The 25,633-nt window shown below is 45.5% G+C and carries 27 protein-coding genes; 19 read left to right on the forward strand and 8 right to left on the reverse strand.

The genetic code is table 11. The features are described 5' to 3' along the window. Positions 1-223: 223 nt before the first annotated feature. Complete coding sequence (locus NSS66_RS23105; RefSeq protein ID WP_023990284.1) at positions 224-1,852, forward strand: ABC-F family ATP-binding cassette domain-containing protein; 1,629 nt, start codon at positions 224-226, stop codon at positions 1,850-1,852. 183 nt (positions 1,853-2,035) lie between these two features. On the opposite strand, the gene NSS66_RS23110 is transcribed toward NSS66_RS23105, so the two are convergent. After that, a complete protein-coding gene (locus tag NSS66_RS23110) occupies positions 2,036-2,221 on the reverse strand; it encodes a hypothetical protein (protein ID WP_013311941.1) in 186 nt (61 codons plus the stop codon). A gap of 410 nt (positions 2,222-2,631) precedes the next feature. On the opposite strand from NSS66_RS23110, the gene NSS66_RS23115 reads away from it, so the two are divergent. Beyond that, positions 2,632-3,501, forward strand: a complete 870-nt coding sequence (locus NSS66_RS23115; RefSeq protein ID WP_028541844.1) for a cation diffusion facilitator family transporter — start codon at positions 2,632-2,634, stop codon at positions 3,499-3,501. A 191-nt stretch (positions 3,502-3,692) separates the two neighbouring features. Continuing rightward, entirely contained in the window at positions 3,693-4,859 is a 1,167-nt protein-coding gene (locus tag NSS66_RS23120) for a C40 family peptidase (protein WP_340959868.1), read from the forward strand. Positions 4,860-4,984: 125 nt separating this feature from the next. Here NSS66_RS23120 and NSS66_RS23125 read toward each other — a convergent pair whose 3' ends face one another. After that, the gene (locus tag NSS66_RS23125) at positions 4,985-5,152 is read right to left on the reverse strand and encodes a DUF1328 domain-containing protein (protein WP_023990280.1); all 168 of its coding nucleotides are present in this window, start codon (positions 5,150-5,152) and stop codon (positions 4,985-4,987) included. A gap of 260 nt (positions 5,153-5,412) precedes the next feature. Between NSS66_RS23125 and NSS66_RS23130 the strand changes: the two genes are divergently transcribed. The 11 genes from NSS66_RS23130 (at position 5,413) to NSS66_RS23180 (ending at position 17,460) form a co-directional block, all read left to right on the forward strand. After that, positions 5,413-5,934 (forward strand): DUF948 domain-containing protein, encoded by a 522-nt coding sequence (locus NSS66_RS23130; protein WP_339200896.1) that lies wholly within the window; start codon positions 5,413-5,415, stop codon positions 5,932-5,934. Positions 5,935-5,985: 51 nt separating this feature from the next. Beyond that, the gene (locus NSS66_RS23135) at positions 5,986-6,504 is read left to right on the forward strand and encodes a hypothetical protein (RefSeq protein ID WP_034095094.1); all 519 of its coding nucleotides are present in this window, start codon (positions 5,986-5,988) and stop codon (positions 6,502-6,504) included. 96 nt (positions 6,505-6,600) lie between these two features. After that, positions 6,601-6,942 carry a general stress protein gene (locus NSS66_RS23140; RefSeq protein ID WP_023990277.1) on the forward strand — a complete coding sequence of 114 codons (342 nt, stop codon included), beginning with the start codon at positions 6,601-6,603 and terminating at the stop codon, positions 6,940-6,942. Positions 6,943-7,177: 235 nt separating this feature from the next. Then, on the forward strand, positions 7,178-8,359 hold the full coding sequence (locus NSS66_RS23145; RefSeq protein ID WP_023990276.1) for a PP2C family protein-serine/threonine phosphatase: 1,182 nt from the start codon (positions 7,178-7,180) through the stop codon (positions 8,357-8,359). Then, positions 8,343-12,062, forward strand: coding sequence for a response regulator (locus tag NSS66_RS23150; RefSeq protein ID WP_316244191.1), 3,720 nt, complete (start codon positions 8,343-8,345; stop codon positions 12,060-12,062). The genes NSS66_RS23145 and NSS66_RS23150 overlap by 17 nt, the downstream gene beginning before the upstream one ends. A 79-nt stretch (positions 12,063-12,141) precedes the next feature. Next, complete coding sequence (locus NSS66_RS23155; RefSeq protein ID WP_023990274.1) at positions 12,142-13,011, forward strand: CheR family methyltransferase; 870 nt, start codon at positions 12,142-12,144, stop codon at positions 13,009-13,011. A 19-nt stretch (positions 13,012-13,030) separates the two neighbouring features. Further along, a complete protein-coding gene (locus NSS66_RS23160) occupies positions 13,031-14,701 on the forward strand; it encodes a response regulator (RefSeq protein WP_023990273.1) in 1,671 nt (556 codons plus the stop codon). A 99-nt stretch (positions 14,702-14,800) separates the two neighbouring features. Next, positions 14,801-15,139 carry an STAS domain-containing protein gene (locus NSS66_RS23165; RefSeq protein WP_023990272.1) on the forward strand — a complete coding sequence of 113 codons (339 nt, stop codon included), beginning with the start codon at positions 14,801-14,803 and terminating at the stop codon, positions 15,137-15,139. A gap of 18 nt (positions 15,140-15,157) precedes the next feature. Continuing rightward, positions 15,158-15,610, forward strand: a complete 453-nt coding sequence (gene rsbW / locus NSS66_RS23170) for an anti-sigma B factor RsbW (RefSeq protein WP_023990271.1) — start codon at positions 15,158-15,160, stop codon at positions 15,608-15,610. After that, positions 15,607-16,380, forward strand: a complete 774-nt coding sequence (locus tag NSS66_RS23175) for a sigma-70 family RNA polymerase sigma factor (protein WP_013311929.1) — start codon at positions 15,607-15,609, stop codon at positions 16,378-16,380. Before rsbW ends, NSS66_RS23175 begins: the two co-directional genes overlap by 4 nt. A gap of 120 nt (positions 16,381-16,500) precedes the next feature. Continuing rightward, positions 16,501-17,460 (forward strand): magnesium transporter CorA family protein, encoded by a 960-nt coding sequence (locus NSS66_RS23180; protein ID WP_023990270.1) that lies wholly within the window; start codon positions 16,501-16,503, stop codon positions 17,458-17,460. Between the two features lie 115 nt (positions 17,461-17,575). On the opposite strand, the gene NSS66_RS23185 is transcribed toward NSS66_RS23180, so the two are convergent. From NSS66_RS23185 to NSS66_RS23200, 4 genes are all read right to left on the reverse strand, one after another. Continuing rightward, positions 17,576-18,052, reverse strand: coding sequence for a DUF5665 domain-containing protein (locus NSS66_RS23185; protein WP_069080835.1), 477 nt, complete (start codon positions 18,050-18,052; stop codon positions 17,576-17,578). A 92-nt stretch (positions 18,053-18,144) separates the two neighbouring features. Continuing rightward, positions 18,145-18,546, reverse strand: a complete 402-nt coding sequence (locus tag NSS66_RS23190) for a YtxH domain-containing protein (RefSeq protein WP_023990268.1) — start codon at positions 18,544-18,546, stop codon at positions 18,145-18,147. A gap of 42 nt (positions 18,547-18,588) precedes the next feature. Next, positions 18,589-18,846, reverse strand: a complete 258-nt coding sequence (locus tag NSS66_RS23195) for a GlsB/YeaQ/YmgE family stress response membrane protein (protein ID WP_013311925.1) — start codon at positions 18,844-18,846, stop codon at positions 18,589-18,591. Between the two features lie 137 nt (positions 18,847-18,983). Next, entirely contained in the window at positions 18,984-19,688 is a 705-nt protein-coding gene (locus NSS66_RS23200) for a phosphatase PAP2 family protein (RefSeq protein ID WP_053326081.1), read from the reverse strand. A 231-nt stretch (positions 19,689-19,919) separates the two neighbouring features. Here NSS66_RS23200 and NSS66_RS23205 point away from each other — a divergent pair, with 231 nt between their 5' ends. Then, a complete protein-coding gene (locus NSS66_RS23205) occupies positions 19,920-20,639 on the forward strand; it encodes a pirin family protein (RefSeq protein ID WP_025721764.1) in 720 nt (239 codons plus the stop codon). 193 nt (positions 20,640-20,832) lie between these two features. Here NSS66_RS23205 and NSS66_RS23210 read toward each other — a convergent pair whose 3' ends face one another. Beyond that, positions 20,833-21,060, reverse strand: coding sequence for a DUF1128 domain-containing protein (locus tag NSS66_RS23210; RefSeq protein ID WP_340959869.1), 228 nt, complete (start codon positions 21,058-21,060; stop codon positions 20,833-20,835). 120 nt (positions 21,061-21,180) lie between these two features. Here NSS66_RS23210 and yyaC point away from each other — a divergent pair, with 120 nt between their 5' ends. Next, the gene (yyaC, locus tag NSS66_RS23215) at positions 21,181-21,771 is read left to right on the forward strand and encodes a spore protease YyaC (RefSeq protein WP_340959870.1); all 591 of its coding nucleotides are present in this window, start codon (positions 21,181-21,183) and stop codon (positions 21,769-21,771) included. An 89-nt stretch (positions 21,772-21,860) separates the two neighbouring features. Then, positions 21,861-22,655, forward strand: a complete 795-nt coding sequence (locus NSS66_RS23220) for an alpha/beta fold hydrolase (RefSeq protein ID WP_023990264.1) — start codon at positions 21,861-21,863, stop codon at positions 22,653-22,655. A gap of 95 nt (positions 22,656-22,750) precedes the next feature. Here NSS66_RS23220 and NSS66_RS23225 read toward each other — a convergent pair whose 3' ends face one another. After that, a complete protein-coding gene (locus NSS66_RS23225) occupies positions 22,751-23,317 on the reverse strand; it encodes a pyridoxamine 5'-phosphate oxidase family protein (RefSeq protein WP_340959871.1) in 567 nt (188 codons plus the stop codon). Positions 23,318-23,714: 397 nt separating this feature from the next. Between NSS66_RS23225 and NSS66_RS23230 the strand changes: the two genes are divergently transcribed. Beyond that, positions 23,715-24,371 carry a DUF6483 family protein gene (locus NSS66_RS23230; protein WP_053326078.1) on the forward strand — a complete coding sequence of 219 codons (657 nt, stop codon included), beginning with the start codon at positions 23,715-23,717 and terminating at the stop codon, positions 24,369-24,371. Further along, complete coding sequence (locus NSS66_RS23235; protein ID WP_279835146.1) at positions 24,358-25,560, forward strand: class I SAM-dependent methyltransferase; 1,203 nt, start codon at positions 24,358-24,360, stop codon at positions 25,558-25,560. Before NSS66_RS23230 ends, NSS66_RS23235 begins: the two co-directional genes overlap by 14 nt. Positions 25,561-25,633: the final 73 nt, after the last annotated feature.

Genomic DNA, 25,633 nt, shown 5'->3' on the forward strand with positions numbered 1-25,633 from the left:
ATCTCAACGAATTTAGAACATGAAAATGGTTCTGGTCCATGTGTTTGTCAGGTGACAATCGTGGAGACAGAAGCATTTTTTATTTTATTTATAAGATATTGGATGAGATTCAGGGGCGGTTATGCTTATACTACGGTTCGAATCCGATCTTTTGTGTGTTATACTATTGCCGTCGGTAATTTTGTGTTTAGCACTTTACTAATGATAAGGATGGTATGCTTATATGATCAGTACAAGCGGCGTAACGCTTCGTTATGGTAAACGCCCACTTTTTGAAGACGTAAATATCAAATTTACTCCTGGGAACTGCTACGGCCTGATTGGGGCGAATGGCGCAGGTAAATCCACCTTTTTGAAAATTCTTTCCGGTGAAATTGAAGCCAATTCTGGCGAGGTTCACATGACACCGGGTGAACGGATGGCAGTCCTCAAGCAGAACCATTATGAATACGATGAATTCCCGGTTCTGGAAACCGTTATTATGGGCCACACGCGTCTGTATGAAATCATGAAGGAAAAGGATGCGCTGTATGCCAAAACGGAATTTACCGAAGCGGACGGTCTACGTGCCGGTGAGCTTGAAGGTGAATTTGCGGAGCTGAACGGATGGGATGCCGAGCCAGATGCAGCTTCCTTGCTGATCGGTCTTGGTATTCCCCGCGACCTGCATGACAAGAACATGTCTGAGCTGAGTGGTAATGACAAGGTACGTGTTCTCCTGGCTCAAGCGTTGTTTGGTCGTCCGAACAATTTGCTGCTCGATGAGCCTACCAACCATCTGGACCTCGAATCCATTCAATGGCTGGAAAATTTCTTGATGGACTATGAAGGCACCGTCATCGTTGTATCCCATGATCGTCACTTCCTGAACAAGGTATGTACGCATATTGCGGATATTGATTTTGGCAAAATCCAGATGTACGTCGGAAACTACGACTTCTGGTATGAGTCTAGCCAGCTTGCGCTTGCCTTGACTCGTGATGCCAACAAGAAGAAGGAAGAGAAGATCAAGGAACTGCAAGCCTTTATTCAGCGCTTTTCCGCGAATGCTTCCAAGTCCAAACAGGCTACTTCACGTAAAAAACAACTGGATAAAATTACGTTGGATGACATCCGTCCATCGAACCGTAAATATCCTTTCCTGAACTTCAAGCCTGAACGCGAAGCAGGCAAACAACTCCTGACAGTAGACCGCCTCAGTAAAACTGTTGAAGGCGAGCAAGTGCTGAATGAGTTCAGTCTGGTTGTGAACAAAGGCGATAAAATCGCGTTTGTTGGCCCGAACGGCATGCCTAAATCGACGCTCTTCCAGGTGTTGATGAACGAGATCGAAGCGGATAGCGGAGAATTCTCTTGGGGGATTACAACTAGCCAGGCTTATTTCCCGAAAGATAATTCCACCTATTTTGAAGGTGTGGATATGAATCTTGTGGAGTGGCTGCGTCAATATTCCAAGGATCAGGACGAAACGTTCCTGCGCGGCTTCTTGGGACGTATGCTTTTCTCTGGAGAAGAAGCGCTTAAGAAAGCAAGTGTGCTGTCCGGGGGCGAAAAGGTTCGCTGTATGCTGGCGAAAATGATGCTGAACGGTGCCAATGTGCTGTTGCTGGAAGAACCGACCAATCACTTGGATCTGGAATCCATTACAGCGCTGAACAATGGTCTGATTGATTTTGACGGTACTATATTGTTCACATCCCATGACCACCAGTTTATTCAAACGATCGCGAATCGAATCGTGGAAATTACACCAAACGGCGTAATCGACCGTACGATGAGCTATGATGAATACTTGGAAAATGAAGAAATCACAAAATTGCGTGAACGTATGTATCCGGTAGAAATCGGCTAAATATCCAAACCGGCTAACTTCAACAACTAGATAAACGAAAGAGGAGCTCCTTCAGGCCATTAAGATGGCGGGGAGACTCCTCTTTTTCGTTTTTGTGTCATGCCCATAGCTTACTTGGTTCTGGCAGTGAGGTAAGATAGACTTCGCCAGACCTTTGGTACCCTATAAAGGCTATGAGGTGGCTTATGATCCGCCTGTACGACGACGTTGGTTGTTCGGCTTCTTCGTATTTTGGCTTTTCAGTGTTTTGGCGGAACCGCCTTGAAAGCCGCCCTGCTGTGAAGCGCCGGACTGCTGTTTTTTTTGTGCCAGCTTTTCCCGAATGGCATCTGCGAGATTAACTTTACGTGGTTCATTAGCATCGCTCATGAATAAATTCCTCCTGTTGCCGCCAAATTCATGTCAATCATGCTGGATTGAATAAAAACGCGGCTGTGTCCTCATTTTATACGTTTTTAAAAGAAGGGACAAGGGCAACAATGATAACACACATCTGGGGTGGGTTGGAAGAGAAAACCTCTGTTTTTTGCGTGAAGTAAAAAATGTTTTGTATAACCTACAGGAATGGGGCCTGGCAATACTTTTTCGTTGTTACTACAGCGATGCAGAGCGGAAAGACTGTTTCTCTAGACCCACACAAAGTTCGTCTGCTATCCTGAAAATAACAGTTAACCAAAGAAAATTGATATTATTCAGGGCAGCAACGCTGCTATTTTTATTTTTGGGCCCGGTGAGATCGTTCTGCTGGGAACTATATATTTGAAGGAGTGTCCTACGTTGTGGTAAATGTCTATGAAGAGATACGAAAAGGTGAGCGTGGGGCGTGGGTGAGCATTGCTGCTTATCTCTTGTTGTCCGCCTTTAAGCTGATTAGCGGATATATATTTGCTTCTAGCGCGTTGCGGGCGGATGGCTTCAATAATGTCACCGATATTGTAGTGTCGGTTGCTGTACTGGTTGGACTGAGAATTTCCCAAAAGCCACCGGACTCTGACCATGCCTATGGACATTTTCGGGCAGAAACGATCGCGGCGCTGCTGGCGTCCTTTATTATGGCTGTCGTCGGTTTGCAGGTGCTTATTGATGGGATCGGGAGCATTTTCAAGGGCGGAAAGCAAATACCGGATATCACCTCCGCGGGTGTAGCTGTGATTTGTGCAGTGATTATGCTGGGAGTGTACCTTTACAATAACAGACTGGCACGGCAAATTAACAATAAGGCTTTGCTGGCAGCGGCCAAGGATAATCTATCGGATGCACTTGTCAGTGTTGGGGCAGCAGTTGGCATTATCGGCGCACAGTTCGGCCTACCCTGGCTGGATACTGTAGCTGCGATCGCGGTAGGATTTATCATTTGTAAAACAGCGTGGGATATTTTTAAGGATTCCACGCACAGCTTGACCGATGGATTTGATGAGCAAGAGCTGTCTGACTTACGGAGTACGATTGCCTGTATACCTGGAGTAGAGGGGATTCGGGACGTTAAGGCACGTGTACACGGCAATCATGCGCTGGTGGATGTGGTCATTGAGGTCAATCCGCAACTCAGCCTGATTGAAGGGCATCGGATCAGCGACCGGATTGAGGAACGTCTGCAAGAGGTTCATAATACGATGCATGTCCATGTCCATGTAGAACCCAAATTATAGATTATTTATTGAATATTTAGTGTTAAAAGTGACTTTAGACCTATATGAAAAAGGCGTATACGCTTCCTTTTGTGACGTTTGGATTATATCTCTCTTCCTGCTGCTTTTACTATAATGAAGGCATGTCCGGCTATATTCGTCGGAATTGGATATGCTCTTCAAATTCGTAAAAACAGCCAGGAGGTGCAACATTGAGAAGACGCGTGATGGGAATGCTCATGACGTCAGCCGCGCTGTTGGCAGCAATTCATGTGGCGCCGGGTCAGGTTGACGCAGCGGCATCAACAGCATCCACAGGACAGAAGGCGGTTATTCAGGCGGCTGTAAAGCTTAGATCCGGTCCTTCGACTACAGGGGATGTAGTCAGCTTTATGAAGCAGGGAGAGGCCGTAACGGTATTGGAGAAAACGAACAGCTATTGGTATAAGATCAAGACTTCTGATGGAGTAACCGGATACACTAGCAGCTCTGACAAGTACATAAAAATTGGCGCTACCAGTGTCGCTGCTGCTGTCACCCCGTCTACCACTCGTAAATCGGAAGCCACAGAGTCAGTTAAAAATGTTTCAGCTAAAGAGGCTGTGGCCTCAGTGAATAGTTCTGCCGGTCAAACGAAAGCCACGATTCAAACGTCCGTTCGTTTGCGGGCGGAGGCATCCACTTCTTCCGAGGTTTTGGGCTATTTGAATGCAGGGGATGTCGTTACGATTACCGATCCAAGTAATGCTTATTGGTTCAAGGTTACCAATGCTGATGGTACAGTGGGCTACGTCAGCTCGTCTCCACAGTATATTCGTATTGGCGAGGGCGTTGTTGTGCAGCAGCCTGTGTCTGCTCCGGTGACAACCACTCCTGATACTACCGCAATACCTGTGACAGCATCTCCTGCATCAACTACGAACATGTTTTCCGGTGATGCAGCGGCTGCAATAGAGCAGGTTATTAATACGGGGATGACTTATCTCGGAACTCCATATGAATATGGTTCGGATCGTAACAGTACGGCTACTTTTGATTGCTCGGCATTTACCCGTCAAATTTTCCGTCAGGCTGTAGGTATCCAGCTTCCGGCAGATTCACGTTCACAGGGTGAGTGGATCAAGCAAAACAGTCAGCCGAATATGGACATGACTACGCTGAAGCGTGGCGATTTACTCTTCTTTACAAATTATAATGCATCTTCTGGGGCGTACACGTCCTTGGATAATTCCTCCCAAACGATTACACACGTAGCTGTATATTTGGGAGACAACAAGCTTCTCCATACGTTTTCTGTAGCGGGTGGCGGTGTAAAAGTTACGGATTTCAGCAAGCCTTGGCAGGACCGTTTCCTGTTTGGGGGCAGCGTGATTCAATAAAAGCGCCGTTAACCTTAAAAAAGCTGCATCAAAAAAGGATGTTCCACAGCCCTGTTGACCAGGGTGGGAACATCCTTTTTTTATAAACATTAGAATATTGCTTTTGTACAGCTAGCATCCGATAACTATGAAACCCGTCTTCTTCCGGTAAAGAGTGAAATGACGAACAACACCAGAAATATCACAAATAATATTTTAGCGATTGTAGCAGCTATGGACACGACGATACCAAAAAAACCTAAGATTCCGGCGATCACAGCAAAAATTAAGAATAAAGCGGACCATTTTAGCATGTTCTGTATCCTCCTTTAATTGTATATAATGTGGCATACTCACGCCCCGATAGAGCGTGGTTGCAGATGACGGTGACTTCTATAGATTACTCGTGGCTGTGCCATCGTTATATGTTGTTTTAAACGGTGCGAGAGTCCGTGAATCATAACGTTTGGAGCGGAGAAGAAGCCAGCCTGGACGTTGTTTCGTGTCTGAATCTAAAGGGTAACTATGCAGTAATCATAAACATCATCGTGAAAGACGAAAGAGAGGTTACGCCATGTTAACACAGGTCAGCATTTTTATTATTGCTATCGCATTTGCAGTTCTCGTTATTTTCCTCATTAAAACGTTGAAAGCAGCACAAGGCTCACTGGATAAGGTGACTCAAACCTTACAGGATGTGCAAAAAACGGTAGATGAACTGAGTTATGAAGTAAAACAAACGGTTCGACATGCGAATGACATCACCGCAGATGTTGATCATAAATTGAAGCAAGTGGAGCCAGTGATGGAATCGGTTAGAAACTTGGGGGAGGTACTCAGCGAAGTGACGCTGGCTGCCAAGCAGGCTTCAACAGCGTTAATGACACGGTTTCAGAAATCGCATAGCGCTGCGAGTAATACTTCCAGAACGGATAATGCGATTAAGGCAACGACACCGAGTAGACCTTTGACCGCAACGGAGCGGACGGTTCAGAGCTACAATGCGACTTATGAAGAGCCTGCGGCCAAGCCGGGTAAAAACTGGTTGGGTTATGTAGACATCGCTGCTGGGGTGTGGCAGAAAATGCGTCAGTAGCATAGTGGCTGAACCGTAAACTACAGGAAATTCATTGAAAGGGTGAGATTTATGATGAAGACGTTATTACTAGCTGCTGGTTTGCTCACTCCCTTTTCCGGACAGGATACGGTTCAGCAAACCGTTTCCCCGCAAACAGCGGGGCATATGGTTAGGACTGTGCAGACGATACCCGCTCCACATGCTGTACCAGCAGATTTTCATACCTTAAATGGCATATCTTTGGATGATACACGTGCCGATGTATTGAAAAAGCTGGGCAAGCCACTACGAGTCAAAAAGGATATGCTGCTGCTTTCTACAGAATACCAATATCCAGATGTTGTAGTTGGTATGCGTGAGGACGTCGTTTCTTATGTGCATGTAGACCCTGCTGCCGGTCGAATCAAGGTAAATGATGAGTGGCTGCCACTGCAACGGAAAACGCTGGATCAGGCGCTGGGTGGCTCGCAATTCACGGCGGAAGACGGAGAGGTCTATGTACGTGGACAACGTGCAATCAAAGTGTTTATGGATGAGACGTCTGATAAACCTAAGTATGTTGAGTTTTTTGATGAAACGGAATGGTAATTGATTTTTCCGAGGCGTGACATAACATGGAAGTTTCAAATGGATGTGTGAAGTGTAATAGTCAGAGAAGTCAATCCTTAAAGGAGCGTGAGAAACATGAATCAGACCAATCATAAATCTTATGCCAAAGTGGTAGATAACGGTGTACAAGCCGTTGAAGCAGTAAATGAGTTGCGTAACACGGGCTATCGTTATGAGGATGTGTTCGTGCTCGCTCATGATCAGGATCGGACAGATCGTATTGCGGATACAGTGGATGCCAAGGAAATCGGGATTAAGGAAGAGGGCGTTTTCGACTCATTAGCCAACTTGTTCCGTTCCCGCGGCGATGAGCTTCGCGCTAAAATTACTTCCTTGGGATTTACAGATACCGAAGCTGACTTTTATGAAAAAGAACTGGATCAGGGTAAAGTGCTGGTCATTGCTAAAAAAGCGTGATATTGCTGTTCACCATAAAAGCAGAGTGGCATTAGATTCGAAAAAGAGGATGTTGACCGCAGCACAAGTGTTTCGCGGGTCCTCCAAAAACATAGATAAGGAATGGGGTTCCAGCCTCATTCCTTATCTATGTTTTTGGAATGCCTTCTTACGGAAACACTACTTCTAATGAACAAGGGTGTTGCCGTTTAAGCAGGTATAGTATAATACATGAGTTACAGATAAGGAGAGGCCAATGAGAATTCTAATTGTTGACGATAACCCGACGAATGTCATTATTATTCGTGAAATACTGAAAAAAGAAAATTATCGGGATGTGATCTCTGCTAGCTCGGCCGCAGAAATGTTGGAGCATCTGGGAATCGGCGATCGTACCATTAGTCTTCGACCCCGTCCTTCAGATATTGATTTGGTGCTGCTGGACATGATGATGCCTGAAATGGACGGCATTGAAGCTTGCAGTATTGTGCAGGAATATGAGCATTTAAAAGATATCCCGATTATTATGGTAACGGCAGTAGGCGATTCCAAAAAATTGGCCGAAGCTCTGGATGTGGGAGCCGTCGATTATGTCACGAAGCCGATCAACAAGGTAGAGCTAATGGCGCGAATCCGGTCTGCTTTGCGTCTCAAACAGGAGAAGGACTGGCATAAGGATCGGGATCAGCGAATTCAGGATGAGTTGAAGCTGGCCGCGATGGTGCAGCAGGCGGTGCTTAGTCCTGCCATTCAGGACCCGGTACTGCAAGTGAATGCGCTCTATCAGCCTTCCTTTGAACTGGCAGGGGATTTATATTCATGGTATCCGTTAGGGGAGGGGCGATATGCCATCATTTTGCTTGATATGATGGGGCATGGCATTTCTTCCTCGCTGTTCTGCATGTTCATTGCGTCTGTACTTAAGGATACGGTGACCACATATGTGGAGCCTGAGAAAGTCATACAAGAGCTGAATCGTCGTTTTAATCAACTGGATCTGGGCAAGCAGCTGGTACAGTATTATTTTACGGCGATTTATATGGTGATTGATACCCGTTCACGGCGAATTGACTATGTAAATGCGGGACATCCTCCCGGTTTGCTGTTCAACCAGGATGGCAGCATTACCAAATTTGACCGTGCATGTAGCCCGGTTGGTTTGTTTGATAAGATTGATGCAGAAATGCACACGATTCATTATGAAGGAACTGGACATATCGCTTTGTATACGGATGGCTTGCTGGAAGCGGTGGAAGGTGAATATGAAGAGCAGTTGGAGTATCTGACTGAGTGTCTACGTAAGTATGAGGATTGGAATGAAGAAGCGATGCTGGATGCATTTTTTCGTAATGAGGCGCCACAGGATCGCGATGATGATAAGTGCCTGATCTGGATTTCATTGAAAGAGGGAGAGAGCTTGCATGAAAATCAGAAATAAACTGCTGATCGGCTTTGGATCGCTTATGGCGATCCTCCTTGTGCTGACGCTAATCAGCTATGACCGTATGGGGAGCCTGAATGAGCAGCTGAATCAGGTTTACCAGGACCGATATGTGAAGGTCCGGAAAACAACGGCTATTCGCGGTCAGGTGAATGATATGGCCAAAGTTATGGCCAACCTGATTTTGAATCCGGGCTCCTCCGTCGGCGAGGCCAAACGTGAGCTCGATGATATTTCCGCTACTGGAACGAAAGTGCTGGCAAGTCTGCAAACAAACTCAGGCACCAGTGAAGAGCAGCAGCAGGTTGATCGGGTAGCCGTCGCCTGGAATGAATTTCTAAGTTACGAACAAAGGTTAGTTTCCTTGCTGGGACAAGATCGCATTGATGAGGCTAACGCTTTCCGCAATAGTACTGGTTTGCCTGCTCAAGAGGAGGCAATGGACAGCATTAATGCCCTTGCCGTTTTTCAGGATCGGGAGATTGATAACGACATGAAGCAAGCCAATCAGGCCTATGAGGAATCTGTACAGATTACCACAATTCTGATGGCCGCCGGTCTGATCATGGGCTTACTGGTTATTTTGTGGGTGCTCCCAAGCATTGCCAAAGGTCTAAATATCGTTAGTCTCATGATTAATGGTTTTGGCAAGGGAAAGTACAGGGCCATCAGCCGAATGAGTGTTGCCTCCAAAGATGAAATCGGTGAGGTCGCTCGTGTATTTCAACAAATGGCCGGGGACTTGGAAGAAAAGCGGAAATTCGAGCATTCTGTCCTTCAAACGCAGAAGGATCAAACTTGGCTTAATGCCAATACTGCTCGGGTGACTGAGCTGTTCCGTGGTGTGAATTCACTGGAGCAGGTTGCTCAGATGTTCATTAGTGAGTTTACGCCCATCTTGGGAGGCAGCTATGGAGCCATCTATTTGCAAGGAAAAGATGTAGAAGACAACCGTTTTAAGTTATACGGCTCCTATGCAAAGGTGACTGGCGAAAATTCGATTAGGGACGTTATCCATGTGGGCGAAGGATTGCTCGGACAATGTGTTCTGGATCGTAAGCCGATCTTGATTACAGAGGCTCCTGACGGATATTTGTCCATAGGCTCTGCCTTAGGAGAAAGTAAGCCAGTGGGAATTATGATTTTCCCTATTTTGTTCGAGGATGAGTGCATCGGTGCTATAGAAATAGCGTCACTGGATCGCTTCAGTGATCTGGAAACGAAGCTATTTGCTCAATTAGTAGAGAGCTTGGGGATCATTCTGAACAATATCAAGGGACGGATGCGTGTAGAGCAATTGCTGCGCGAATCCCAGGCACTTACTGAGGAATTGCAATGCCAGTCCGAGGAGCTGCAAACTCAGCAAGAGGAACTCAAGCGCTCCAACGAAAATTTGGAGGAGCAAACAGAGGAGCTCAAGCGTTCAGAGGAATTGTTACAGCGTCAACAGGAAGAATTGGAGCATTTTAATACTGAACTGATTGCCAAAACTAGAGCGCTGGAAGAACAAGTTCGAGAAGTGGAAGAAAAGAACGATGAGATTGAACATGCACGAGCTCAGTTGGAGCAACAGGCCATGCAGCTAGGAATCACAAGCAAATACAAATCTGAGTTTTTGGCCAATATGTCTCATGAGCTGCGTACTCCGCTAAATAGCTTGCTTATTCTTTCTCAGCTCTTGTCTGAGAACAAGGAAGGCAATCTCAAGCCAAAGCAGGTGGAATATGCACAAACCATTTATATGTCAGGCGCGGACTTGTTGAAAATGATTGATGAAATTCTGGATTTATCCAAAGTGGACGCTGGAAAAATGGATATTAACCATGAAGCGGTCCATTTGAAGGAACTGGAACTGTTTGTGGAGCAGAATTTTGCTCCGGTCGCAGCCAAACGTGAGCTTCAACTGCATACCGAAATCGAAGAGAACTTGCCAGATGCCATTATCAGTGACGGTTATCGTCTCAAACAAATTTTACGTAATTTGCTGTCTAATGCCTTCAAGTTCACCACGGAAGGTTCTATTAGTTTCATTGTATCTCGGGCAAACGGAGAGCAGCTTCCTGGTCTGCTAAATCCACGAAGATCCTATCTGGCTCTATCTGTGCGTGATACGGGCATTGGGATTGCTTCCGATAAAACGGATCTGATCTTCGAAGCCTTCCAGCAGGTAGACGGTACAACCAGCCGGAAATATGGGGGGACAGGACTAGGTCTGTCGATCAGCCGCGAGCTTTCCAGATTGTTGGGCGGCGTTATTACGGTGGAATCCGAGCAGGGACAGGGCAGTTGTTTTACATTGTATTTGCCGGAACAAACACCAACGGCTGAGGATATGGAGTCTCATTCGAGAGAGGAATTTAACGGTGCGGATGTGAATTCGGATTTTGAGAGTGTCGCAGCCTCGGTAGAAACGGACCTTCCCATGATTATGCCTGCTAAACGGTTGCCATTATATCAGATGCCTTCGAAAAACAAAGCGGAGGACATTATACATCCGGGGGACGACCGAAACGAGATTACCTCGCAGGATAAAGTGCTGCTGATTATTGAGGATGATATTAATTTTGCTAATATTTTGTACGATATGGCCCGTAGCCGGGGCTTTAAAGCACTGATCGCTCTCCAAGGAGACGATGGGCTCAACATGGCTCAATCTTATTTGCCGGACGCTATTATACTAGATATTCAATTACCTGTAATGGATGGATGGTCCATTTTGGGTGAGCTAAAAGGAAATTCATCAACACGTCATATTCCAGTGCATGTTATTTCGGTCATAGATGATGTGAAGCAGGGCTTAATGATGGGCGCGATTGCCTATCTCAAAAAGCCTTCCTCGAAGGAAAGTCTGGATAAGGCATTTTCACATATAAAATCGTATACGGACCAAATGGTCAAACGTCTCCTTGTGGTTGAAGATGATGATAATCAGCGTAAATCCATTATTGAGCTGATCGATCATGATGATGTTGCCATTACGGCGGTATCGACAGGTCAGGAAGCACTGAATGAGCTGGCTACTCAGCGGTATGACTGCATGGTACTGGATCTGATGCTGAGCGACATGACTGGTTTTGAACTGCTGGATCGTATTCGAGAGAACGAGCAGCTAACTGATCTGCCGATCATTATTTATACAGGCAAAGATCTGGATAGCAAAGAAGAAACGCAACTTCGCAAATATGCAGAGTCTATTATTATTAAGGATGTTAAATCGCCGGAACGGCTTTTAGACGAAACAACGTTGTTCTTGCATCGTGTAGAGGCGAATCTTCCTGAGGATAAACGCAAAATTTTGCAGAAGCTATACAACAAGGAAGAACTGTTTGAAGATAAAAAAATATTGTTGGTAGACGATGATATTCGCAATGTATTTGCTCTGTCCAGCGTGCTGGAAAGCTATCGTATGGAGGTTACCTTTGCGGAAAATGGAAGAGAAGCACTGGAACTGCTGGAACAGACACCTGATTTTGATCTGGTTCTGATGGATATGATGATGCCGGAAATGGATGGATATGAAGCGATGCGACGTATCCGGCTAATGCCACAATTCGAGAAGTTGCCTATTATTGCCCTGACAGCCAAGGCCATGAAGGATGATCGTTCCAAGTGTATTGAGGCAGGCGCTTCCGATTATGTAAAAAAACCGATTCAAACCGAACAGCTTTTATCATTAATGCGGGTGTGGTTGTATTCGTAACCCAAAAAATTGGGTAATATAAATCGACACATGATTGGAGCGGCACAGGCAAAACCTATTTAGGAATTGGAGAGAGATTATGACATCTAAGGATATGGCGGATAATGCTGCTAATGAAGTGAAATCGAATGATACTGAGCGGGAATTGATTGAGATTGAGCTGTTGCTGGAAGGTATACATCGGCTGTACGGCTACGATTTTCGTAACTACGCTCTGCCATCGATTAAGCGGCGTGTTTATTATCATGCGCAGTCCGAGAATGTAAGCACGATATCAGGACTTCAGGAGAAGGTGCTGCATGATCGCAGCGCCTTCGATAGACTGGTGCAAAGCCTTTCCATTCCGGTGACCGAGATGTTCCGTGACCCGGAGCTGTTTCTGAATTTTAGGCAGAAAATCATTCCTATTTTGCGAACGTATCCGTACATTCGAATATGGCATGCAGGTTGCTCCACAGGTGAGGAAGTATATTCTATGGCGATCTTGCTGCATGAAGAAGGCTTATATGATAAGGCCCGCATTTATGCGACGGATATGAATAACCTGTCTTTACAGCAGGCGAAGGAAGGCGTATACGGGATCGACAGAATGAAGCTGTATACCAAAAATTATTTGGAGTCCGGGGGCACGCAATCGTTCTCTGAATATTATACAGCCAAGTATGATTCAGTGATGTTTCATCCTTTTTTACGGAAAAATATTATTTTTGCGGAGCACAACTTAGCGACTGACCGGTCCTTTAACGAGTTCAATGTTATTTTTTGCCGGAATGTCATGATCTATTTTAACGACGAACTTCGCAACCACGTGCATGGGTTGTTTTATGATAGCTTGAGTCATTTTGGTGTGTTGGTGCTTGGGGCCAAGGAATCCATACATTTTACCGATTATAGTGATTCCTACGAGCCGCTGGACCGGATAGAAAAAATTTACCGGAAGATCAAATAGAGATGCTTAGGAGGATTCCATGGGGCTTCATGAACCGATTCATATATTGCTGGTAGATGACAGACCTGAGAACCTGCTCGCTCTTGAGGCGGTGCTGGAGAGTGAACAATATAATTTGGTAAAGGCCACATCCGGGGAAGAAGCGCTGCGATGTCTATTAAAAGATGAATTTGCAATCGTAGTCCTGGATGTGCAGATGCCGGGTATGGATGGAATTGAGACCGCAAAGTTAATCAAGGCCAGAGAGAAAACAAAGGATATTCCGATTATCTTTATTTCAGCTAACAGCAAGGAAGCGGAGCATTTATTTGCGGGGTATTCAGCGGGCGGTATTGATTATATGGTGAAGCCGTTCATCCCTCAAATTCTCAAGTCCAAAATTGAAGGCTTCGTGCAAATGTATCTGACAAACAAGCGCTTGAAGACACAGTCCATGCTGCTTCATCAGAAGACCCAGCAGCTGGAGAAGATGAACAGCGAACTGATTGCCGCCAAGGAGGCAGCAGAGATTGCTGCCAATGCCAAAACGGAATTTCTGGCGATGATGAGCCATGAGATCCGCACACCTATGAACGGCGTCATTGGCATGATTGATTTGCTGATGGAGACGGAGCTGCAAAGTGACCAACAGGAATATGCCGATATCATCCGTCGTAGTGCAGACGCGCTGGTAGCAGTCATTAATGATATTCTGGACTTCACTAAGCTGGAGTCAGGCAAAATGGAGGTAGAGGAATATCCTTTTGATCTGGTTTCCTGTATCAAGGAAGTTTTCAGCCTATTTACGGTAGAGGTGAACCGAAAGAACTTGGAACTGGTTTATTTCCTCGATGAACAGATGCCTCCTGTGTTATATGGAGATATGGGAAGATTGCGTCAAGTATTGATTAACCTGGTATCCAATGCCGTCAAATTTACAGACCGGGGCGGGGTGTATGTCTTCGCATCTGTCAAAGAGCAAAGCGACAATGGACTTACCGTTGAGTTTTCTGTGAAGGATACAGGCATTGGTATTGATCCCGCTAAGGTTGGAAGGCTGTTTCAGCCCTTTTCCCAACTGGATTCTTCAATGACGCGTAAATATGGTGGAACCGGGTTAGGACTCGCCATTTGTAAAACCTTAGTGAATATGATGGGCGGAGATATCCGTGTAGATACGAGCGGAGAACAGGGCGTGACGTTTCATTTTACAATGAAGCTTGGCTTTGCTCAGGAAAATGAACTGGAGGGGGAGTCCAGCCACGACTGGGAAATTCCACATCGGGAATCTCCAAGCCGTAAACCTGTACTGGTCGTAGATGATCATCCGATTAACCAGAAGCTGATGGTTAATATACTGGATAAGCTCGGTTTAGCTTCAGATGTGGCAGCAGATGGGCAACAGGCGCTTGATATGGTCATGGCGAATCAGGACTATGACTATATCTTTATGGACTTGCAGATGCCTGTGATGGACGGTCTGGAGTGTACGGGTAGAGTGCGTGAGCAATTGGCGGGAAGATCCCAACCTGCCATTATCGCCATGACGGCTAATGTGATGGAGGGTATTCAGCCTCGATGTATTGAAGCTGGGATGAACGATTATATCAGTAAGCCCGTTAAAATCAGCAGTGTAAAACAGGCGTTGCTACGGCATTCTCCGGACCATTTTCCAATGCAGCCGGGTAAAGAACAAATCAATGAAGCCTAGATGGTGGCATTTGGTAGTGTTTAAAAAGTTATACCGTGATTCAAACGATCGTATAATGGGTTAGTATGTAGGGAAATCTTTTTTCGGGAGAGTAGGCCTATGAATACAAATAAAAATGAGAAGTTTAATGCAATTACAGAAACAACCGATGGCGTAAATACCGTTTATCTGAGTGGAGAGTTGGATCTTTCGGTAGCACCTGATTTTCGTCTGGTGATGGAGCCTTTGGTGGGGGAGTCCAGCCAAGATTTGATTATTAACTTGAGAGACCTTAAATACATTGACAGCACGGGGATTGGTATCTTGTTATCCATTTTAAAAGCAAGGCATGGGATGGAGTCTCGCTTTGCTGTTCAAGAGGTACCGCCTCAAATTCAAAAGCTGTTTGATATGACTGGTATTGCCAAATTCTTTGTCCCCCAGGAGAATTCCCAATAGGAAAGGAAAGAAAAAGAAATGAATGCTCAAATTCAAAAAGTAGTTCTTAATTTGCCGGCAACTGCTGACTTTGTTGATATTGTAAGATTAAATTTATACGGTATTGCCGCGAAAATGGGATTCTCTTATGAGGATATTGAAGACATGAAAGTGGCTGTATCGGAAGCCTGTAATAACTCTGTCCTTTATGCATATGGTCATGAGGGGGGAGTCGTGGAAGTAATATTCGAATTTGATGAAGTTTCGTTGTCCATTCGTGTCAAAGATGAAGGGGAGAGCTTTGAACGTGTGGAGGACCCGTCCCGTATCGCATCCTTGCATGACAAGGAGTTGAATGATGCGCAGATAGGCGGATTAGGCTTTTATCTCATGCAGGCGCTTATGGACGATGTCCATATCTTGAATGAGACAGGAAAAGGCACCGAAGTGGTGCTTGTAAAGCGACTGACCAGAAGTGAGGAAAGAGTATGAATGAAAAGGTAACTCCCCCGGAGTCGATGGATGAAGCCGTTGGTCTAATCTGGGAGTACCAGCAAACAAAAGATAACGAGATTGCTACCGTGCTGATCCGTAAGTATGAGCCGATGGTCAAGATGGCTGCTGGGAAGATCTCCCGTAACCGTCCGGACTTATACGAGGATTTATATCAGACCGGTCAGATGGCTTTGATACGTCTGCTTCAGCAATACGATATCAGCTTGGGTATCCCATTTGAACCATACGCTATGAAAAGTATGCTGGGACATATGAAAAATTATTTGCGCGACAAATCCTGGTACATCCAGGTTCCTCGCCGCATTAAAGAAAAGGGTGCGCTTGTTCAACATGCTATTGATGAACTAACCGTTAAATTGGAACGTTCACCCAATGTGGATGAGATTGCGACCTATTTGGATCTTACCGTGGAAGAAACGATTGAGGTGCTTGCAGGCCGTGAGTGCTATCACTATGTTTCACTGGACTCGCCTTTATCCCAGGAAGAGAGTGCAGCTACATTAGGCGAGCTCATTAGCTCGGATGCTAACGATTATGACACTGTGGAAAAACGAATGGATTTGCAGCAGGCTTTAAGCCAACTGAAGGAGCAGGAACAAAAGGTGCTTCTTCTGGCATTTCAGGACGGTCAATCTCAACGTGCGATTGCACAGACGTTGGGCGTATCGCAGATGAGCGTTTCCCGTATTCAGAAGCGGGCAACGGAAAAGCTGAAGCAGATTATGTCTAATTCCTCTATTTCATGAGTAGATGGCAGATTATATGGCTTAAAATATTTGACGTCACATCGTAAGGACACGTTATTCCGATATGGGAAGCGTGTCCTTTTTATAAAGCGAAAAAGGTTGGGAGGAAGGTTGGAATCCATGACAGCATTTGAACAGATTTCTTCCTTTCGTGGAGGATGGGAATGGTGGGACATCAGTGCTGGGAATTGGCAAGATTCGGTCATACAGCATTTGAGGGAGAAGCTCCCAGAAGCCTCAGAATGGCTGGACAAGGTAGAGGACATTCCATCCAGCTTTATATCTGTGCGCTTTCCAGATGGCAATCAGCCCTTAATGTACGGGTCGCTGATCTACTCTGTTCAGGAGGAGATCGACAGTCAGCGCAATTGCAACAAGTTTTATTTTCTGGTCTTAAATCAGAAGTTAGTGACGTTAAATCTGGATCAAAATACCCGTGAAATCATGCACACCGCGGAACGCCAAAAAATGCTGGAACAGTGTGAGGATGCAGCTGATGGCATGTTTGTATTGGCGAGAGCTGTGCTCCATTACTTTCATACAGGTATGGATAAGTTCGAGATCAACCTGAGAAGACTGGAAGAGGACATGGAGAAAAGGAATGCTCGTACGCTGATGGATTCTATATTGAATGCACGTTTCGAGCTGTTGTATTGGAGCAATATGTTCATTCCCTTTTCAGAGCTGGTGACAGCTTCTCGGGAGGCATATCTGGATAAACTGGAGGAGAATCGTTTTTTCAAGCAGTTACTTTACCGTGTTACTCGGATGGAAGGACTTTTCCTGCATTATGAAAAGGAAATCGACACATTGATCTCCATTGACGACGCCATTTCCGCATTTAGAGGGAATGAGATTACGAAGACGCTGACCATTGTCACCGCCGTATTTACACCAGCAACTGTAGTGGGCGCTATATGGGGCATGAACTTTGAAAATCTGCCTTGGATTAAAACAGGCTGGGGTTTTACCACCGTGATTATTGCCACACTGCTAAGTATGGCGGGAATGTACGGCTGGCTGATGATGAAGGGGTGGACAGGAGACTTATTGAAGGCTAACAAGCGCAACAAATTGTAGCGGCTGATTACAGCTGTTACAATTTACAAATAAAAAACGATCCATCGTAACTGGAGGCTCTTTGAGGAGTCTGTTACCGGTTACGATGGATCGTTTTTAAATGAGATAAGGACAATTACTTAGTACCTTGGCTCATTTTGATATATCCTAATAATTCGGCGATGAAATCTCCGATGACCGGAAGATTTAATTGCACCAGGAAACTGAGCAACCAAGCGAGCAAGGCGAGTATGACCACTGTACCCAGCGTAAGGCCGAGACCACGTGCAATCCCTGCGGTCAGATTGCTCATAATTCTTCTTTTAGTGCTGGAGTAGTTCTCCAGAATATCTTTGAACTCTGCTCTTTCGAGCGTATCTGCTATTTGATCTAAGCGTTTGTTAAGCCGCTTGACCTCATGGCGCAGCTCAAAAGGATGCTCATTTACATCAAAGTCTCTCTCGTGATCATGCGTTTTAACATGATTGGGAGTAGAAGAAGCCTGCTTGGATGAAACCTCATCTGGCTGATCTTGAGCCTGTAGGGGATGAAAGGTTCTTTTGTTGTTCGCGGTAAGATCATCTCCATAGGAATTTGGCTTGTTCATTGTCATCCCAGCCTTTCTATCATTTAAAAACAGCCAGCTTCTTGCATGCTGGCTGTTCAGTGTAGGGCTTATTTTTTTGCCATCAGAATGTGTAGCTATTAGGAATTTGCATTCAATTGTTTTTGCGTATCCTTGGCCGCTTGAGCCGTTGCATCCATAACTTCTTTATCCGCTTTGGCCGCTTCATTAGCGACATCGGCAGAAGCTTTGGTTACGCTGGAAACGATATTGTCTTTGCTCTCGGATACCGTTTTGGCTACATCTGCTGTTTTGGTGGAAACGGTTTTGGCCAAATCTGTCGCTTTGCTGCTAACTACAGATGCCACGTCCTTTGTTTTATCGGAGACAACTGTAATTTTATCAGACAGATCACTACGCAAATCACGACCCGGCTTCGGCGCGAACAGCAGGGCTGCGGCAGCACCAATCAAACCTCCAATAAATAAACCTTTTGCAAAACCTGAAGTACTTGCCATATTTTGATTGTCAATGTTACTCATGTTATATCACTCCTCTTATAGAATAAAAAATATATATAAATGTTAGGTAGCCCTTCTTAATAGCCTGGACACAAGTCCGAGCAAGAACACGAACAATGCGGTTCCGAGTATGGCTGGAATGACTGCAAAATCTCCGATGACCGGGCCCCAGTCTCCCAATAGCATGACACCTAGCCAAGCTCCTACAAATCCAGCAATCATAGAGCCCGCAATGCCGCCAGGCATTTCATGACCAGCCAGTGCATCGCCAATCAATCCGATAATAATAGCCATTACAATACTTAGTACAATTCCCCACACAAGGATCGCCTCCCTTATCCTAAGTTCACAAAACCATAACGTTTTTAATGAAGGCTGAGCTTCGATATTGCTGAGCCTTGCTTACTTCGTATATAAACGTCGTGACCCGGAGTGAAACAAAAAGCCGTCTCGGACATTTACCGGTGGGGAGTGGAAGGAAGCTTCATGCGCGCTCGCCAATAGATCACAGGAACGGTAAACACCAGCCAAATTATACCTGCAATATAGCCACCCACAATATCTGTAGGAAAGTGAACGCCTAGATATACGCGGCTTAATCCAATCAAGAGAATCAGTAGTGCACCAAGAACACACGGAAGAAAGAGCGAACGCCCACGAATCTTTCGTTCTATGGCCCAAATGGCAAATATCATTCCGAAAAATCCCATGGAAATCATCGCATGACCGCTGGGAAAACTGTAGCCCCCGGCTTCAACCAAATGTTGAAGTGATGGGCGTTCCCGTTGCAAAATTTCTTTAATGAGCGTATTCAGCACCCACATCGCCGTAAAGCTGCTTAGGATCGCAAAGGAATAAGCTTTTGAGCGAAGACTGACCCAACACAAGGTGGCAGCACCGAGGGCGATGATTAAGGACATGTGGAATGAACCGAAAGATGTAATGAATATAGCGATGGTTAGCAGTTGGTAGCGAGCAGCTGCTGTGTCTGGAAAAATGGCATCCTGTATGCGTTCATCCCAATATAGAAAAGGAGCTGTGCCAATCCATTTCACAGAGTAGGCGACGAGAAGCAACACAGCGATCATGATAATAGATGCATACAGACTACGGCGCAAATAGCTCGGTAGGAAACGGGATGATTGGGGTTCATGAGATAGCATATGTAATAAATCTCCTCCTTATGGCTGTGATAGATTCAATTTTTCGTACTATTAACTTAACTAATAATGAACTTAAGAGCAAAACCCGACGGAGACGACAGGCTGATTGAGGCATATAAGCCCGGGGTAAAGGGATCGTATCACAGCGTTTGTAATGCCAGGGCCGGAAGTGGAATAGTCATCACAAAGCAAGGCTGCTTTACGGAACTGGAATCCATGGAGGTGTTAAGGATGATTAAAATAGTGACATCGGCAGAAAGACATACCTCAAATAAAGGATGGATTCATAGCGAGTTTAGCTTTTCATTTGCCGATTATGAAGATCCGAGCAATGCCCATTTTGGCTGTATGCTAGCCCATAATGATAACGAGCTTGAACCGCAGCAAGGCTTCAAAAGACATCCGCATCACGATTTGGAAATCGTCACCTATGTAATTGAAGGCCAATTGCATCATAGCGACAGCTTAGGACATGAGCAGGATTTGAAAAGCGGCTCGATCCAGGTTCTGAGTGCAGGCACCGGAATTGAACATGAAGAGCGAAATACTGGGGATGAAAGACCAGTTCGTTTTTTGCAAATGTGGTTTTTACCCGAGAGTCCTGGCATTCAGCCTTCTTATCAGGTGCAAAGATTCAAGCACAGTGAACGTCTAAATCGGCTTCAGCCTGTTGTGTCTGGTTCAGAAGTGGAGGGAGCGTTATCCATCGCGCAGGATATAAATCTGTATCTGAGCAGATTGGAAAAAGGACAGCAGCTTGAATATCCGCAGCAAGAGGAGCGCCGCACCCACATCTATGTAGTTAGCGGTCATGTGGAAGTTACGTGCCAGGATGGGGATTTTCAGTTAGGGCCTGGTGATGCCGCGCGAATTCAAAAAAGCTGTACATTAAAGATACGAGCTACAGGGAATGAGGATATATCTGAACTGGTGTTAGCTGATTTGCCTTGAAGCATCCTTGAGTGAAGAAGTGTATGAAAATGCGCATATGCAATCGAAAAAATAAAGCTCGTATCCCGTTGCACGTCTGCTGAGACGACCGGAGATACGAGCTTTATTTACGCTGACAGGGCTACTATCATGAAGGCTGTTGCTCATGATGATAGGATGTAATACAGCTAAGCTGGCTGTCCTACAAGCTGATTCAGGAGGACTTGCGCAATCTGCCCAGTTCAGAAGCAATAGCTTCAACCTCTGAAATGCTCAGGTTAGGCTTGCTTATCACCATATCATAGACATCATGAATGTCCTCGTATTGCTCCAGCGAGAAAGCGGATGCCTGCATAGCAGCACCACTCGCCATACGGAGCTTGGTTTTAATACCCTCAATCATATACTCAATGTTGGCATGAGACGGTACAGACAAATCCATCGTTAATTTTCCATCCTTTCATAACAGGGGAAGTTGCCTGTATTGTATCATGTTTTTGTTGTAGAATGTACTGAAAGCCAGATTACCGATATACAACCGAATCAAGGAGGATGGACAAAGTTGTCTTTGTATAATCGAGCTTCCGCACCCGGTCGCTCGTCCTTAGAACATAATGTAAAGAAAACAGATCGAGATGGACTCGCGCCGTTTTTCCGAGAAATTCATCATCAGCATGCTATAGATAATTTGACTTTTGTTTGCATCGGTACGGATCGCTCATCGGGTGATTCACTCGGGCCACTGGTAGGCACCATGCTCAAGGAGCAAGGCTTTCCGCACGTGATTGGCACAATGACGGAGCCCTGTGATGCGGATCATTTGGTTTCATACTTGGAGTGCATTCCCCAAGATCATCATGTGATCGCCATAGATGCATGTCTTGGACAGCACGGCTCAACGGGAATGTTTCTTATTGCGCGTGAACCGCTAACTCCTGCGCGATCGGTGGGGCTGTCTCTGCCGTCTGTTGGTCATTATAGTGTTGCAGCGATTGTGAATGAGCGCACCCCCAAACCCTATTGGACACTCCAAATGACGTCGCTTCACTTGGTCATGACAATGGCTGCGCATATTGCTAATGCGGCGGCTTATGAATTTGGTTTGAAAACAGCTTCGCAAGATTTTCCAGAGGGTTACCGTTTCAGATATTGATGGTCTGCTTAATAATATACATCAGCATTGTTCTACTTAATAATATATTCAGCTCCAATAGATTATATACAGAGAAGGAAGGGTTCCATATGGAAAAGGTATTATGCGAAGGAACGACGATCTGCTATGCCGAACAGGGAAAAGGAGAACCGATCATTTTATTGCACGGTTTTTGCGGAAGCTCCTCCTATTGGGATGAGGTTGTTCCATTGCTGTCCCAAAGCTATCGTTGTATTGTTCCAGACTTGCGTGGACACGGACGCAGCGATGCTCCACTAGGAGCCTATACTATTGATCAAATGGCAGATGATGTGCTTAAACTTCAAGAACAATTGGACATCCCTCAGGCTGCCTGGTTTGGCCACTCCCTAGGAGGCTATCTAGCCCTTTCGGCAGTGCAGAGACATGCAGAGCGCCTTACAGCCTTTGGACTGATTCATTCCACAGCTTATGCAGATACGGACGAAGGTAAAGAAAAGCGGAATAAGGCTGTATCCACCATCCAAACGGAGGGGATTACGACCTTTGTAGATGGACTTGTACCGGGGCTATTTGCTCCTGATCATGTGGAGTCGATGTCCAGCCAATTACTGAAAGTCAAAGAAATTGGCTACAAAACACCACCACAAGGAGCCGTAGGAGCATCACTGGCTATGCGCGAGCGTACTGATCGTCGGGATGTATTGTCGGCTTCTGCATTGCCGGCCCTTTTAGTAGCGGGTGAGCAGGATCAGGCGGTTCCTCCAGCGCGGACGTTTACAACAGATCGGGCCGGAGTAACTCAGGTTACCCTACCAGAAGCAGGTCACATGAGCTTGTTCGAAGCACCGGAGTTATTAGCGAACGCTATCTTGACATTTTTAGAGCAGAACTTGAAAAAATAGACTAAGGGAAGCCCAAAAAACCGGAACCTTCTAAGGTGATAATCAGAAGGTTCTGGTTTTTTGTGTAGTCAATTATTTTTAGGAGTGTAAGGTGTCTAATTTATATTGCTTTTGTTTAAGGCAAACGCTGTCGGCAAACCGTCAATACTCTCCAGATTTTTCTCATAGGCATATTTTTTAAGTGCTTCTTCTCCCATCTGAATTGAGACTTCCTTCAGCTTTTCCCGTTCGCTCGTGTATGTCATGAAGGGAACCGCAAAACCACATGAATTCTGAACCATGTGAATGTCCACAACAATGATTTGTCTTGCACCGGGAAGCGGGTTGAAGAGTGGGTACAGCTCATTCCATTGCTTAGTATCAGGCAGCGCGACGGTACCAGTGCCATAGAGCTTTAATACACTGGGAGCGCCCTCAAATGCACAAAACATGATTGTTACCCGTCCGTTCTCGATAATGTGAGCGCTTGTCTCGTTGCCGCTTCCCGCCAAGTCGAGATAGGCTACCCTTTGGTCCGATAGAATACGAAAGGAATCATATCCCTTGGGGGAAAGGTTAACGTGCCCTGTCTTGGATAGCGGTGCTGATCCTACAAAGAAAATGTGCTGCCGCTGTATAAACTCTTGATGTTCCGGTAATATCGAGCTAAATTGTTTACCCAAACTCCATCATCCTTTCTCACAAAAATATTCATATAAATTTTGTTTCTAAAGAAAATAATTATTATAAATAATTTTATGGAATGTTTAAATATACTGATTAATTTTTTGTTTCGTATGAAACAAAAAATATCACAATACTAACGAAGAAGCAATATTGATTTTAAAAAAACCGTCATTCGCTATTCACATGATCAGCTACAAAGTACTGTACCGTAGGAATTTCACTGCCATACGTGAGCATTCTGACTACCTGATCATTGATGTTATTAACTGAGGGTGAAGGTTATGAGTGGTATTTCTGCATGGTGGGGCATTTGGCTTTTAGACAAGGATGTCATACAATCAGAAGACAGAGTTTCTGGTTGTCTAGGCATCGGGATGAAAGGAAGGGAACGGCTTGCTTAGAAAAGATTATTTGCTCAGTATGATGGAAGAATTGACATCCGCAGTAGCATCGGTGCTCGGTCTAAGGCGTGAAAATAAACACGTCGAAGCGCTAAAACAGCTAGATGACCTGCTCAACAAGCAGTTTCGTCTTCGTTCAGATCTGCTCAGACGATTGCCGCCGGAACAAATTATTGAGCTTTTCCGATTGGGCCCTGGAATTGAAGCAGACAAGCTCCAGCAGGTGGCTCGCATTTTAGAGGAAGAAGCCGTGATTTACCTGGAAACCAGCAGAACAGACGAGGGCGTACGAATCTTGATGAAATCTCTTCATTTATATTTGTACAGCGATTTGAATGGTGCGACTCGTAATCTACAGGTCCTGCCTGAACGAATAGCGTGTATCGTGCAACTGGTGCATGAATATGAGCTTCCCCCTGAAACCAGCAAGCTGTTGGCTGTTCATTACGAGCGGGAAAACAGGCTGGACGAAGCCGCCGATGTCTGGTTTGGATTGGCATGGGAGCAGCCAGAGCTGCTAGCGGAAGCGGAGACGTTTTATAGTCAATTACTGGATAAGACCAATGCAGAGCTGGAGCTGGGTGGAATTTCACGCCAGGAAGTCACCGAGGGTTTGACCGAGATCACCCAATTACATGAAAGAAAGTGAGATGTACCTTTTGGATTCACTGCGCGAACTTATATACCAATTGACCACGGGAGGATCCCTCATAACAGCGACGCTGAGTCAGCTTCGCAAACGGGAGGATGCTTCTTTTACTAAAGTGCAAATCAAACCTGTAGAATTGAAAAACAAGCTGCATTACCAGTTTGCTTTTCATTATAGCAACAAAGTCATTCATGAAAATCTGACCCCTGACGAAGCTAATGAGCGTATGACTGCCTTGTTTGAGGACACGTTCCGCCAAGGACTTTTATGCGCCAAGGATGCAGACTACCAAGTGCTGATCAGTAAAAAATATAAAGTATCCATTCTGACAAAGTCACCGAGCAAAAGTAAAGCCGACCTGTCTCATAATCGCAAAAAGCAATATGTGCTCGAAGAAGGGGAACGAATTCCTTTCCTGATTGAGCTCGGGATAATGAATGAGGATGGTAAGGTACTGGCCCGCAAGTATGATAAGTTTCGTCAAATTAACCGGTTTCTCGAAATGGTGCAGGATGTATTGCCTAGCCTTCCGGTAGGCCGCCCATTGACGATTGTGGATTTTGGCTGTGGCAAATCGTATTTGACCTTTGCGCTGTATCACTATTTGGCTGTACAGCAAAAGCGACCATTGCAGATCGTTGGTTTGGACTTGAAGGCAGATGTCATTGAAACCTGTAATGTTCTGGCTCAAAAGCTGCAATATCGACAGTTGGAGTTTCTGGTTGGTGATATCGCAGACTATAACGAACTGGAACAGGTGGATATGGTTGTTACCTTGCATGCTTGTGATACAGCAACGGATGCGGCGCTGGAAAAGGCCGTCCGCTGGGGAGCTTCCGTCATTTTGTCGGTTCCGTGTTGCCAGCATGAGCTGTTCAGCCAACTGGAAAATCCGGTATTGGAGCCGTTGCTTTCCCATGGTATTTTAAAGGAGCGTTTTTCAGCACTGGCAACGGATGGAATCCGGGCCAAACTGCTGGATATGATGGGATATCGGACACAGCTGTTGGAATTTATCGACATGGAGCATACACCTAAAAACATTCTGATTCGTGCCGTCAAAGGACAGGCGGGAGAACAATCCGTTCTGTGGCGTGAATACACAGCATTTCGGGATTTTATTCATGCTGATCCTTATTTGGAACGCGCTTGTGCGGATTTGCTTCCCGAAGGAGCAGGGAAAAAGTAGACACACAGCTAGGAATATAGTAAAAGTGGAGCCACTGCGGGGTGGCTCCACTTTTTTTGTAGTTCACAGTTCA

The organism is Paenibacillus sp. FSL R10-2748, assembly GCF_038005565.1.
Classification (GTDB): domain Bacteria; phylum Bacillota; class Bacilli; order Paenibacillales; family Paenibacillaceae; genus Paenibacillus; species Paenibacillus polymyxa_B.